The sequence below is a fragment of the Stenotrophomonas maltophilia genome, assembly GCF_004920835.1.
GTDB lineage: Bacteria > Pseudomonadota > Gammaproteobacteria > Xanthomonadales > Xanthomonadaceae > Stenotrophomonas > Stenotrophomonas maltophilia_AQ.
Genome location: NZ_QFHO01000004.1, coordinates 167,881 through 180,764 on the forward strand (window position 1 = coordinate 167,881; position 12,884 = coordinate 180,764).

The 12,884-nt window shown below is 68.2% G+C and carries 12 protein-coding genes; 8 read left to right on the forward strand and 4 right to left on the reverse strand.

Going from position 1 to position 12,884, the window contains the following annotated elements; translation table 11 throughout:
* Positions 1-121 precede the first annotated feature (121 nt).
* On the forward strand, positions 122-1,015 hold the full coding sequence (locus tag DI041_RS05140) for a LysR family transcriptional regulator (RefSeq protein WP_049444277.1): 894 nt from the start codon (positions 122-124) through the stop codon (positions 1,013-1,015).
* A 7-nt stretch (positions 1,016-1,022) separates the two neighbouring features.
* Here the strand turns inward: DI041_RS05140 and DI041_RS05145 are convergent, their stop codons facing one another.
* Both DI041_RS05145 and DI041_RS05150 read right to left on the reverse strand, forming a co-directional pair.
* The gene (locus DI041_RS05145; RefSeq protein WP_136639186.1) at positions 1,023-2,366 is read right to left on the reverse strand and encodes a chloride channel protein; all 1,344 of its coding nucleotides are present in this window, start codon (positions 2,364-2,366) and stop codon (positions 1,023-1,025) included.
* Positions 2,367-2,508: 142 nt separating this feature from the next.
* Positions 2,509-2,907 (reverse strand): hypothetical protein, encoded by a 399-nt coding sequence (locus tag DI041_RS05150; RefSeq protein ID WP_248298488.1) that lies wholly within the window; start codon positions 2,905-2,907, stop codon positions 2,509-2,511.
* Positions 2,908-3,071: 164 nt separating this feature from the next.
* Between DI041_RS05150 and bioB the strand changes: the two genes are divergently transcribed.
* The 5 genes from bioB to bioC all read left to right on the forward strand — a co-directional run bounded on the left by bioB (position 3,072) and on the right by bioC (position 7,909).
* Entirely contained in the window at positions 3,072-4,115 is a 1,044-nt protein-coding gene (bioB, locus tag DI041_RS05155) for a biotin synthase BioB (protein ID WP_136639187.1), read from the forward strand.
* 67 nt (positions 4,116-4,182) lie between these two features.
* Entirely contained in the window at positions 4,183-5,406 is a 1,224-nt protein-coding gene (gene bioF, locus DI041_RS05160) for an 8-amino-7-oxononanoate synthase (protein ID WP_136639188.1), read from the forward strand.
* Positions 5,407-5,423: 17 nt separating this feature from the next.
* Complete coding sequence (bioH, locus tag DI041_RS05165; RefSeq protein ID WP_136639189.1) at positions 5,424-6,203, forward strand: pimeloyl-ACP methyl ester esterase BioH; 780 nt, start codon at positions 5,424-5,426, stop codon at positions 6,201-6,203.
* A gap of 29 nt (positions 6,204-6,232) precedes the next feature.
* Positions 6,233-7,012 carry an SDR family oxidoreductase gene (locus DI041_RS05170; RefSeq protein WP_136639190.1) on the forward strand — a complete coding sequence of 260 codons (780 nt, stop codon included), beginning with the start codon at positions 6,233-6,235 and terminating at the stop codon, positions 7,010-7,012.
* A 12-nt stretch (positions 7,013-7,024) separates the two neighbouring features.
* Positions 7,025-7,909: a malonyl-ACP O-methyltransferase BioC gene (bioC, locus tag DI041_RS05175; RefSeq protein WP_136639191.1), complete on the forward strand. Its 885-nt coding sequence runs from the start codon at positions 7,025-7,027 to the stop codon at positions 7,907-7,909.
* Between the two features lie 204 nt (positions 7,910-8,113).
* On the opposite strand, the gene DI041_RS05180 is transcribed toward bioC, so the two are convergent.
* On the reverse strand, positions 8,114-8,758 hold the full coding sequence (locus DI041_RS05180; protein ID WP_041864602.1) for a YdcF family protein: 645 nt from the start codon (positions 8,756-8,758) through the stop codon (positions 8,114-8,116).
* A complete protein-coding gene (locus DI041_RS05185) occupies positions 8,743-9,705 on the reverse strand; it encodes a pyridoxal-phosphate dependent enzyme (RefSeq protein ID WP_136639192.1) in 963 nt (320 codons plus the stop codon). The genes DI041_RS05180 and DI041_RS05185 overlap by 16 nt, the downstream gene beginning before the upstream one ends.
* A gap of 159 nt (positions 9,706-9,864) precedes the next feature.
* On the opposite strand from DI041_RS05185, the gene DI041_RS05190 reads away from it, so the two are divergent.
* Both DI041_RS05190 and mnmG read left to right on the forward strand, forming a co-directional pair.
* Positions 9,865-10,350, forward strand: a complete 486-nt coding sequence (locus tag DI041_RS05190; RefSeq protein WP_136639193.1) for a hypothetical protein — start codon at positions 9,865-9,867, stop codon at positions 10,348-10,350.
* A 547-nt stretch (positions 10,351-10,897) separates the two neighbouring features.
* Positions 10,898-12,787, forward strand: a complete 1,890-nt coding sequence (gene mnmG / locus DI041_RS05200) for a tRNA uridine-5-carboxymethylaminomethyl(34) synthesis enzyme MnmG (RefSeq protein WP_136639195.1) — start codon at positions 10,898-10,900, stop codon at positions 12,785-12,787.
* The last annotated feature ends 97 nt before the right edge of the window (positions 12,788-12,884 follow it).

Here is a 12,884-nt window from a genome sequence, read left to right on the forward strand (position 1 = left end):
CAGGGCGCCACGATAGGCGGGGGGGCCTGCCCTGATAATCCACCTGCCGATTGATGGATTACTGAGCTGTGCTCACAAGTCCGTGCTAGGGTTCGGCCATGCCTCCGAACGATGCAGCGCCATGGCCTTCGTGAAATCCAATGATCTCCAGGCGTTCCTGGTTGTCGCGCAGGAACAGAGCTTTACCAAGGCAGCTGCGCGCCTCGGCGTCACTCCTTCGGCGTTGAGCCATTCGATGCGCCTGCTGGAAGAGCGACTGGGCATCCGCCTGTTGGCCCGCACCACCCGCAATGTTTCGCCCACCCAGGCCGGCGAGCGTCTGATGCACTCCATCGGCCCTCACTTCGCGGCCATCGGCGCCAGCATCGAGGCACTGGGCGAACTGCGCGACACCCCGACCGGAACACTGCGGATTTCCTGTACCGACGATTCGATCGAGATGATCATCCGCCCGCGTCTCGCTGGCTTCCTGGCCACGTACCCGGACATCACGCTGGAGTTCTACGTGGACTACGGGTTCACCAACGTGGTCGAGCAGCGTTTCGACGCCGGCATCCGCCTGGGTGAGGCGCTGAGCAAGGACATGATCGCAGTTCGTGTCGGTCCAGACTGGAGGCTGGTCGTAGTGGCCTCACCTGCATACTTCGACGCGCACCCGAAGCCGAAGAAGCCGGCCGACATCACCCGCCACCGCTGCATCAACATCCGCCACCGTCCCAACGGATCGATCTACGCCTGGGAATTCGAGGACAAGGGCAAGGAGTTCAGCGTGCGCGGGGAGGGACCGCTGGTGTTCAACAGCATGAGTCACGTCATCAACGCCGCGCTTGACGGTCTGGGGCTGGCCTATGTTCCCGAACCACTGGTCACCGAGCATCTGGCGGCTGGGCGCCTGGTGGCCGTGCTGGACAAATGGTGCGTGCCCTTCGCCGGTTACCACCTGTACTACCCGAACCGACGCCAGCCATCGCCCGCGTTCTCGGCACTGGTGGCCTGGCTGCGCCAGGGCACATGAGCCTGCCTCAGGTCCGCGCTCCAGGATCGGTGCCCCCCGCGACGTCTGGCGCACGGGGCACCATCAACAACTCCGCCAACCCGCGGTAGATCGGCACCCTGCACACCAGCCCGGACACGCCACGCGCGATCAGCACCGTGGCCAGGATCGGCAGCAGCAGATCACCACTGTCGGTCAGCTCCAGCGAGATCACCGCCGAGGTCAGTGGCGCCTGGGTGACGCCGGTCAGGTAGGCACACATGCCCAGCAGTACGAACGCGCGCGGGTCCACGCCCGGCATCAGCACCGCCAGGTTGTGGCCGAGTCCAGCGCCGACTGCCAGCGCCGGCGAGAACAGGCCGCCGGGAATACCGGCCACGTACGACGCGAGGTTGGCCAACAACTTCATCAACCCGAACTCATGGCCGACCATCGCCTGCCCCTGCACCAGGCTGCGCGCCTGCTCGTAGCCGGTGCCGAACGCGCCTTCACCGAAGACCAGGGCGAGCAGTACCACCACCAGACCGCAGCCTGCGGCCAACAGAACCGGATGCCGCTGCCGCAGTTGCCCGAGCCAACGCGGGCGGCCCGCCGCACTGGCCAATACCGCGCGTGCGAACAGGCCTCCCAGCAAGCCCGCCACCACGCCGCATAGCAGGATGGCCAGCCAGCCCTGGCCGAGCGGCAGGCGTGCGCTCACATGGCCGAAGTAGGTGTAGTTGCCCAGCAGGCCCAGCGACACCACGCCACCGACGATCACCGCGGTCAGCAACGTGCCTGAGAAGCGATGCTCGAAGCGGCCGCTGAGCTCTTCGATGGCGAAGACGATACCCGCCAGCGGTGTGTTGAACGCCGCCGCAATGCCGGCAGCACCACCGGCCAGCAGGAAGTGCGAGAGCTCGCGGGGATCCTTGAAACCGAACCAGCGGCCGAACAGGTACATCAGGCTGGCGCCCACATGCACCGTGGGACCCTCGCGCCCGACCGATGCGCCGCCGAGCAGCGACATCGAGGTCAGCAGCAGCTTGCCGGCTGAGACCGCAGGCGAAAGATTGGTCTTCCGGAATGGCTCATCGGGCTTGTCCAACGCAGCGATGACCTGCGGAATACCGCTGCCCCGCGTGGGTTTCAGCACACCGGCGGTCAACCAGGCCAGCAGCGCGAAGATGCCGGGCGTGAGCAGCAGGGCCCACCACGGCGAGTGCGTTGTGATCCGCTGGAATACATGAAAAGCGGCGTCACTGGCCTTGGCAAACAGGATGGCCACCAGCGCCACGGCCACGGCACCACCCCAGAGCGCGGCACGGCGGCGCCAGGCCTCACTGAGAACCAGCGCGGTGATGCGGCCGCGGAGGCGATGGAGATCGGTCATGCAGGACAGTGTGGACGCAGCGGGAGCAGACGGACAGCGGCCACTGTGGCTGAAGGCCTTGCAGGATGCGGTGAAATGCACTGGTACTGACGGAAACGCACCCGAAACCCGGACAGATGCAACGATCTGCAACTCCCGATGTTCAGATCGCCAAACGATGGAGAACGTGGGTCAGCGCCAGCTGGGAACAACCCCGGTCCGGCAGGACGCCATCCTCGCCGGGCGCCCCCACCTCGAACCCTTCCTCGACGTCCTCGTAGTACAGCAACCCGTCAGGTAGATGTGCGACCACCCATACCGACTCGATGGTACGCAGCCTGTGCAGTGGCATTGCGCGCAATGGCACACGCAGAGACTCGAAGATGGCTCGATGCCCCGGTGAGCAGTCCTGCAATTGCCGCGCGATCAGGGCTTCCAGTTCTTCGCGGGTGATGGGCAACCAGCTGTCGAGAGGGTTCATTGCAACGCGGCCCGATTGAATGTGCACGGCTGAGTGTATCTCCAGCGCCCCGCGCACCGCCTCTTCCCGGATCAGCTTCAACGCGTGTCCCGGCAGCACGTGCCGGCCCGTAGTTGCGTCACCGGGTAGTCGGTGAAGCGGGCCGCCACCGCCGCTGTAAACCATTTCAAATATCTTATGGTTGACAGCCTGAACGCGCCCCCCCACACTGCCGCCCTCGCTCCACTCGTACCCAAGGTCCCGCCATGGCTGCTGCCATCCGCCACGACTGGCAACACGACGAACTGCAGGGGCTGTTCGATCTGCCGTTCCCCGAGCTGCTGTTCCGCGCCGCGACGGTCCACCGCGAGCACTTCGACCCCTCGCAGGTGCAGGTCTCCACGCTGCTGTCGGTGAAAACCGGTGGTTGCCCGGAAGACTGCGCGTACTGCCCGCAGGCGCAGCGCTACAACACCGGGGTGAACGCGCAGAAGCTGATGGAGACCGATGCGGTGCTGGCCAAGGCACGCCAGGCCAAGGCCGCCGGTGCGTCGCGCTTCTGCATGGGCGCCGCGTGGCGTTCACCAAAGGACCGCGACATCCCGAAGGTGGCGGCGATGATCGCCGGGGTGAAGGCACTGGGCCTGGAGACCTGCGCCACGCTGGGCATGCTCAGTGGCGAGCAGGCACGTGCGCTGAAGGACGCCGGACTGGACTACTACAACCACAACCTCGATACCGCGCCGGACTACTACGATTCAATCATCCACACGCGCCAGTACCAGGACCGCCTGGATACGCTGGAGCACGTGCGCGATGCCGGCCTGAAGACCTGCTGCGGCGGCATCGTCGGCATGGGCGAGACGCGCGCGCAGCGCGTCGGCCTGCTGCTGGCGCTGGCCACGTTGCCGGCACACCCCGATTCGGTGCCGATCAACAAGCTGGTGCAGGTGGCGGGCACGCCGCTGCATGGCAGCGCCGAACTGGACCCGTTCGAGTTCGTGCGCATGATCGCGGTGGCACGCATCGTCATGCCGCGCTCGATGGTGCGGCTGTCGGCCGGTCGCGAGGCGATGAGCGATGAACTGCAGGCGCTGTGCTTCGTCGCTGGCGCCAACTCCATCTTCTACGGCGACAAGCTGCTGACCACCGGCAACCCGGAGAGCGAGCGCGACCTGGCGCTGTTCGCGCGGCTGGGACTGCAGCCGATGGCGGTGCAGGTGGATGCCGAGGGCCACGACCACGGCGGCACCGTGCACGCCGATATCAGCGCCGATACGCCCGGCTGTGGCTGCGCTCACGCGGCCTGAGACGGGATGCAGGCAGGCGTCGCGGCAACGCGCTACCCTAGCCGCCCCGTCGTCGCATTCAGCCACCATGGCCCGCCCCGACCTGACCGCCCGCCTCCACGCCCAACGCGCCCTGCGCGATGCCCAAGGCCGTCGCCGCCCGCGACGCACGGTCACCCGTCGTGATGGCGTGCGCCTGGAGGTGGACGGCCAGTGGCTGACGGGCTTCTGCAGCAACGACTACCTGGGCCTGGCCCAGCAGTTCAGCGTGGTCAACGCGTTGCAGGACGCCGCGGCGCGTGAGGGTGCCGGTGCCGGTGCCTCGCACCTGGTTTGCGGCCATCACGCCATGCACGAAGCGCTTGAACGCGAAGTGGCCGAGTGGCTGGGCTATCCGCGTGCGCTGCTGTTCGGCAGTGGCTTCGCCGCCAACCTGGCGGTGCAGCAGGCGCTGCTGAGCGAAGAGAACGACGTCTGCGTGCAGGACAAGCTCAACCACGCCAGCCTGCTCGATGCCACGCGGCTGGCCGGTGCACGCCTGCGCCGCTATCCGCATCTGGATGCGGAGGGCGCAATGCGTCAGCTCAAGCACGCGCCGGATGGCGCGGCGATGCTGGCCACCGACGGTGTCTTCAGCATGGATGGCGACATCGCACCGCTGCGCGCGTTGTCGCTTGTGGCACGCCTGCAGCAGGCGCTGTTCTACGTCGATGACGCACACGGTGTAGGCGTGGTCGGTGATGGCCGCGGCGCCGTCGCGGCCGCTGGTCTGGGCGTGGACGATGTGCCGCTGCAGCTGGTCACGCTGGGCAAGGCGCTGGGCGGTTCCGGCGCACTGGTACTGGGCCGCGACGACCTGATCGAGCACCTGGCCGAAACCGCACGCCCCTACATCTACACCACCGCAGTGCCACCGGCGATGGCCGCTGCCGCACTGGAAGCGGTACGCCTGGCGCGCCGTGACCACTGGCGCCGTTCCAAGCTGGCCGACCTGATCGCGCTGTTCCGCAGCGAAGCCCGTCGCCATGGGCTGGACCTGATGGCCTCGGATACACCGATCCAACCGCTGCTGTGCGGTGATGACCACGCGGCCGTGGCGATGTCCACGACGCTGGAACAGGCCGGCTGGTTGGTCGGTGCGATCCGCCCGCCGACGGTGCCGGAAGGCAAGGCGCGGCTGCGCGTCACGCTGTCCGCACTGCATACGCCGGAACAGGTGCGCGGCCTGGTCGAGGCCATCGCCAGCGCGCGCGACCGCGTGACCCTGGCCGCGCGTGAAGCCGCGCCACCGCCGCTGCCCGCTTTTGCCTGAGTTCCGTGTAGTTCCCCATGCATATTGAAGTCACCGGCCGCGGGCCGGACCTGGTTCTGATCCACGGCTGGGCCCTGCAGGGCGGCGTGTTCGCACCGCTGGTGCAGCGCCTGGCGGACCGGTTCACCCTGCACCTGGTCGACCTTCCCGGCCATGGCCACAGCCGCGACGACACCACGCCGCTGCGCCTGCCGTTCGTGGTCAACGCGATTGCTGCGGCCACGCCACCGGCAGTGTGGTGCGGCTGGTCGCTGGGCGGATTGTTCGCGCTGCACGCGGCGGCGACGCTGCCGAAGGTGCGTGGGCTGGCGATGATCGCCGCCACACCGCGCTTCGTACGTGGCGAAGATTGGCCGCACGCGGTGGAACCGGCAGTGTTCGAGCAGTTCGGGCGCGAACTGGCCACCGATTTTGCCGGCACTCTGGAACGCTTCCTGGCGCTGGACGTGATGGGCTCGGCGCATGCCCGCGAGGAGCTGCGCACATTGCGCCAGCGCCTGGTCGAGCGCGGTGCGCCCACCGAACGCGCGCTGCTGGAGGGCCTGCGGCTGCTGGAAAGCGCCGACCTGCGTGGCGCGCTGCCGACGCTGGGCAAGCCCAGCCTGTGGATCGCCGGCCAACGCGACCGGCTGGTGTCGCCGTCGGCGATGCAGGCCGCTGCAGCGCTGGCCCCGGGCGGACAGGCGCTGACCATCGCCCATGGCGGCCACGCTCCCTTCCTCGGCCATGCCGATGAGGTGGCCACCGCGTTGCAACACTTCGTTGCCAGCCTGTCACCGGCCGATGGCGGACAATGAGCGCCTTCCGAATTCCGCAGGACTGACGCATGGATCTGGGTATCAATGGCCGCTGGGCACTGGTCTGCGGCGCAAGCAAGGGGCTGGGTCTGGGCTGCGCGCGTGCGCTGGTGCGCGAGGGCGTCAACGTGGTGATCGTGGCTCGTGGCGAAACGGCGCTGCAGCAGGCTGCCAAGGAACTGCGCGCGCTGTCCGGCGCCGCTGAAGTACGCGCGGTCTCCGCCGACGTCACCACCGAGGCCGGTCGTACCGCGGCGCTGGCCGCCTGCCCGCAGGTGGATATCCTGGTCAACAACGCCGGTGGCCCGCCGCCCGGTGATTTCCGCAATTTCGAACGCGACGACTGGATCGCTGCGCTGGACGCCAACATGCTGGCGCCGATCGCGCTGATCCGCGCCACCGTCGACGCGATGATCGAGCGCAGCTTCGGCCGCATCGTCAACATCACCTCATCGGCGGTGAAAGCCCCGATCGACATCCTGGCGCTGTCCAATGGCGCGCGCAGTGGCCTGACCGGCTTCGTCGCCGGCCTGTCGCGCCGCACCGTGGCCCACAACGTCACCATCAACAACCTGCTGCCCGGCCAGTTCGACACCGACCGCCTGCGTGCCAACTTCGCCCACAGTGCGGGCAAGGACGGCGATGCTGGCGAAGTGGCCGAACGCCGCCGCCAGCAGATCCCCGCCGGCCGCTTCGGCACGCCGGATGAGTTCGGCGCCGCCTGCGCCTTCCTGTGCAGCGCACAGGCCGGTTACCTCACCGGGCAGAACCTGCTGATCGATGGCGGCGCCTACCCCGGTACGTTCTAAGAGACTCCTGCAATGCCGTCCCACTTCGATGCCCGCCATGTCCGCCGCGCGTTCGCCCGCGCCGCCAACAGCTACGATGCCGCCGCCGCCCTGCAGCGCGAGGTGCAGTCGCGGCTGATCGAATCGCTGGACTACCTGGAGGCGCGCAAGCCCGAGGTAGTGCTGGATATCGGCGCCGGTACCGGTCATGCCAGCGCGCTGATGAAGAAGCGCTGGCCGAAGGCGCAGGTGATCGCGCTGGACGTGGCGCTGCCGATGCTGGACCAGGCCAAGCGCCAGGCTGGCTGGTGGAAGCCGTTCCAGCGCCTGTGCGGCGACGCCGCCGCGCTGCCGCTGGCCGACAACAGCGTGGACGTGATCTTCAGCAACCTGTGCCTGCAGTGGGTGGACGACCTGCCGGCGGTGTTCGCCGGGTTCCGCCGCGTACTCAAACCAGGCGGCCTGCTGGTGTGCTCGACCTTCGGCCCGGAAACCCTGATCGAACTCAACGAGGCATTCGCCGCTGCCGATGACCGCCCGCACGTGAGCCGCTTCGCGCAGATCGCCCAGTTCGGCGATGCGCTGATGATGGCCGGCTTCCGCGACCCGGTGCTGGACCGCGACCTGTTCACCCTGACCTACGACGACCTGCCCTCGCTGATGCGCGAACTGCGTGCGATGGGCGCAACGAATGCCCGCGTCGACCGCCGCCACACGCTGACCGGGCGTGGCCGCTTCGCTGCTGCTGCGGCCGCCTACGAGCCGATGCGCCGCGCCGACGGCAAGCTGCCGAGCAGCTGGGAAGTGATCTATGCCCACGCCTGGGCGCCGGACCCGGGCGCGCCGATCCGCGAAGGTGGGCATGACGTGGCATCGGTACCGGTGTCGGCGATTCCGATCCGGCGCAGGCAGACCTGATCGTCCGGTAGTGCCGGCCGCTGGCCGGCAATCTCATGATTCCATGCTGGACATCTGCCGGCCAGCGGCCGGCACTACCGCATTCCACGCCGTACGCGAATCGCACTGGTAGGTGCCAACCTTGGTTGGCACAGCACGTCAGATCGCGTTGCGGCCGGCATTGTGCCAACCAAGGTTGGCACCCACCCAAAACAGGCTTCCGCCTCAGGTATTGGCCGGCGAACTCAGCGGCGGGCGCACCAGATCGCGGTGGAAGAAGTAGATCTCCTGCACCAGGAAGCGCCAGCTGGTGTGGAAGCTGCGGAAGCGCGTGCTGGGCGTGGACGAGGCCAGCGCGTCGATCCCCAGTGCCTTGCTCAGTCGCAGCGCGCGCGCCATGTGCAGCGGGTCACTGACAATGATCACCCGGTGCAGGTCACGCTGCTCCATCAACCGCTTGGCTTCGACCAGGTTCTGGACGGTGTTGCGCGAGGCGGTCTCGATCAGGATCGCATCGTCCGGGATGCCGTGCTTGAGCGCGTAGCGCCGCGCCACCTGTGATTCGGAAAAGCGTGCACCGGTGCCGCCATAGCCACCGGTGAAGATCAGCAGCGGCGCGTAGCGGGCCTCGTACAGGTCCAGGCCGTGGCGGATGCGCTCTTCGAACACCGGTGATGGCTTGGCGTCATAGGCCGCCGCACCAAGCACGATGATGGCGTCGGCCTTGGCGGCCTGGTCGCGTTCACCAACCCACACGATCCACGCGGTCACGCCCAGCAGCCAGATCACCAGCAGGACAAACAGCCGCCACAGCCAGCCCAGCAGGCCGGTGCGATGCCGCTGCCGGTCGCGGCTCACGGCGCCCCCCAGCGCAGCGCTGGCAGGTCGACGTTGCCACCGGACAGCACCAGCCCGACGCGCAGCCCTGCAAAGCGCTCAGGTTGCGCCAGCACTGCGGCCAGCACGGTGGCCGAGGACGGTTCGACCACCTGCTTGAGGACCTCCCACAACAGGCGCATCGCGGCCATTGTCGACGCGTCGTCGACCACGATCACCTCGGCGCCGGCCGCGCGCAGCAGCGCGAAGTTGGGCGCGCCGATCAGCGTGCGCAGGCCATCGCAGATGGTGTCCGGGGTGAACGCGCCCAGACGCTCGCCTGCAGCCAGCGAGCGCGCGGTGTCATCGGCGCCGGCCGGTTCGGCCAGCACCAGCCGGGTCTGCGGGCTGGCGTGCTGCAGGGCCAGCGCAGTGCCGGTGGCCAGGCCGCCGCCGCCCACCGGCACCACCAGCACGTCGAACGGGCCGTCGCTGTGCAGCAGTTCCAGGGCAGCGGTGCCTTGTCCGGCCATCACCGCCGGGTCGGTATAGGGATGGACCAGGGTTGCGCCGGTATCAGCCTGTACCTTGGCGCAGGTGGCTTCACGGTCGGCGATGGTCGGCGGGCAGTGCCAGAGCGTGGCGCCATGCCGGGCAATATTGGCCAGCTTGGCCGCCACCGCGCCTTCCGGCACCACCACATGGCAGGGAATGCCACGGGTGCGCGCGGCCAGCGCCAGCGCGGCGCCATGGTTGCCCGACGAATGGGTCACCACGCCGGCACCGGCGCGGCCGGCATCCAGCGACCACACCGCATTGCAGGCACCGCGGAACTTGAACGCGCCACCGCGCTGCAGGTGCTCGGCCTTGAAGGCCAGCTGTGCCCCGGCCAGCGCATCGAGCGTGTGCGAGCGCAGCACCGGGGTCACGCTGGCATGCGGGGCGATCCTCGCGGCAGCAAGCAGGACGTCGTCGGCGCGGGGCAACAGTGAATCGCTCATGACGCAAGATTAACGTATGCCCCCGCGCTGGCGACCGGGACACAGGTCATGCCAGCATGCGGGCCTTCACCTCCATTCATCCTGGCCGGTGGAATTAAGGGTCGATTCAATGCCCGCGCACGAAGCTGACTGCACACCCGTCCTCTGGGGGGACCCACCATGAAAACGCGCTTGATGCTTGCCGGTGGCCTGATGCTGGCCCTCACCGGCTGCACCACCTACGACTACGTCGGCGGTGGCCGCGGTGGCGGCTACTACCACGGTGCGCCGTCGGTGGAATACCGCTACCCGGCCGGCTATCCCTACAACTCCGGCTACCCGTACTACGGCGGCTATGGCGGTTACTACGGTGGCTACGGCAATCCGTACTACTCGCGCCCGATCTACCGCCCGCCGCACAATCACCGCCCGCCGCCGCGTCCGGGCAATGGCGGCGAGAACCGTCCGCCGCCGTCGCGCCCGTCCTACAACGGGGGTTCGCCGTGGCGGAACATGGATTCGATGCGACGCCCGCCGCAGTCCAACGTGCGGCCGTCGGCGCCCCCGCCGCAGTCCCGTCCGGCGCCGGCGCCAAGCGCACCGAGGATGAACGGTTCCCCCTGGCGCAACATGGATCGTGGGACGCAGCGCACAGTTGAGCGCTGAACCGTCTTGCATTTCACACGGTCTAAGCCGCAATCTACGGGGATGGTGACGGCCCGCGTCACAAAGTGACAAAAACGACACGGGCCGCCGCAAAAAGCTCTACGTCGATATCCGACAGGAACATCTGGATCCCCCCTGTTCCGGCCCTGTCGGATGTCGGCACCTCTGAAGGCAGACGGCCCCGCAATGCGGGGCCGTTTGTTTTGACGGGTCGCCAACCGGCGACAGCCCCGGCTTCAGTAGATCCATGCCATGCGTGGATGGCGCCTTCCCGACAGAGCAAAAAAACAGGGCCGGACAGTCCCCCGACTGCCGGCCCCCTGCTCCCCCACCGTGCGCCTGTACCGGCCCCTGTTCCAATTCCGGTCACGGGCGCCTACGGCGCCAGCCACGGTGGGTGCTATTGGGTTATCTGCAAAAATCCTGCCAACTTTAGGGCTGATTTCGACGCCAGGCGCCTGGCGACGACGTCCCGGCCCGGAATGGCGCTAAAATCGCCACCCCGGCGCCGCCCCCGGCCGCGCCCGCATCCAGCTGAACAGCACCCATGAACCCGTCCTTCCATCGTTACGACGTCATCGTCATCGGCGGTGGCCACGCTGGCACCGAAGCCGCGCTGGCCGCGGCCCGCACCGGCGTGCGCACCCTGCTGCTGACCCACAACATCGAGACGGTGGGCGCGATGAGCTGCAACCCGGCCATCGGCGGCATCGGCAAGGGCCACCTGGTCAAGGAAATCGACGCCCTTGGCGGTGCGATGGCGCATGCCGCCGACCGCGCCGGCATCCAGTGGCGCACGCTCAACGCCTCCAAGGGTCCGGCCGTGCGTGCCACCCGCTGCCAGGCCGACCGCAACCTGTACCGCATGGCGATCCGCGCCATTGTCGAAGGCCAGGCCAACCTGACCGTGTTCCAGGCCGCAGTAGACGATCTGGTGATCGAGGGTGACGCCGTGCGCGGGGTCATCACCCAGACCGGCCTGCGCTTCGACGCCGAAGCGGTGGTGCTGACCGCCGGCACCTTCCTGGCCGGCAAGATCCATGTCGGGCCGACCCAGTACGCCGCCGGCCGCATGGGCGACCCGCCGGCCACCACGCTGGCCGCGCGCCTGCGCGAGCGCCCGTTCCAGGTCGACCGCCTGAAGACCGGTACGCCGCCGCGCATCGATGGCCGCTCGCTGGACTACAGCGTGATGGACGAGCAGCCCGGCGATACGCCGCGGCCGGTGATGTCCTTCCTCGGCTCGGTGGACGAGCATCCGCAGCAGGTCAGCTGCTGGATCACCCACACCACCGAACAGACCCACCAGATCATCCGCGACGCGCTGCATCGCTCGCCGCTGTACAGCGGCCAGATCGAAGGTATCGGCCCGCGCTACTGCCCGTCCATCGAGGACAAGGTGGTGCGCTTCGCCGAGAAGGCCAGCCACCAGATCTTCGTCGAACCCGAAGGCCTGGGCATCGTCGAGATCTACCCCAACGGCATCTCCACCTCGCTGCCGTTCGACGTGCAGCTGGAGATGGTGCGCAGCATCCGCGGGTTCGAGAACGCGCACATCACCCGCCCCGGCTATGCGATCGAGTACGACTTCTTCGATCCGCGCGGCCTGAAGGCGTCGCTGGAAACTAAGCTGGTCAACGGCCTGTTCTTCGCCGGCCAGATCAACGGTACTACCGGCTATGAAGAAGCGGCCGCGCAGGGCCTGCTGGCCGGCCTCAACGCCGCGCGCCAGGTGCGCGGGCTGGAGGGCTGGTGCCCGCGCCGCGACGAGGCGTACCTGGGCGTGCTGGTGGATGACCTGATCACCCACGGCACCAACGAGCCGTACCGCATGTTCACCAGCCGCGCCGAGTACCGGCTGCAGCTGCGCGAAGACAACGCCGACCAGCGCCTGACCCCGGTCGGCCGCGGGATGGGCCTGGTCGATGATCGTCGCTGGAGCGCATTCGAGACCAAGCAGGCGGCGGTGGAGGCCGAGCGCGCGCGACTGGGCGCGCTTTGGGCGACCCCGGCCAATGCGCTGGGCCGCGAAGTGAACGAAACGCTGGGCGTGGCGGTCAGCCGCGAAACCAACGTACTGGACCTGATCAAGCGCCCCGAGCTGGATTACGCCAAGCTGATGCAGGTGCCCTCGCTGGGCCCGGCGGTGACCGACGGCAAGGTGGCCGAGCAGGTGGAGATCGGCGTGAAGTACGCCGGTTACCTGGATCGCCAGCGCGAGGAGATCGAGCGCCAGCAGCGGCATGAGGCCACGCCGATCGCTGAGGCCTTCGATTACGCGACCGTGCGCGGGCTGTCGGCCGAAGCACTGCAGAAGCTGGAGCGCGTTCGGCCGCAGACCATCGGTCAGGCGCAGCGCATCCCGGGCATGACCCCCGCGGCGATCTCGCTGCTGCTGGTGCACCTGGAGCGCGCACGCCGCGGCCGCGTGGCGTAAGCGGTCGCACCTGCTTCTGGTGGCTGCCGACCTTGGTCGGCACATAGCTCTGCCCTAGTGGGTGCCGACCTTGGTCGGCACGAATCATCTGATCGCA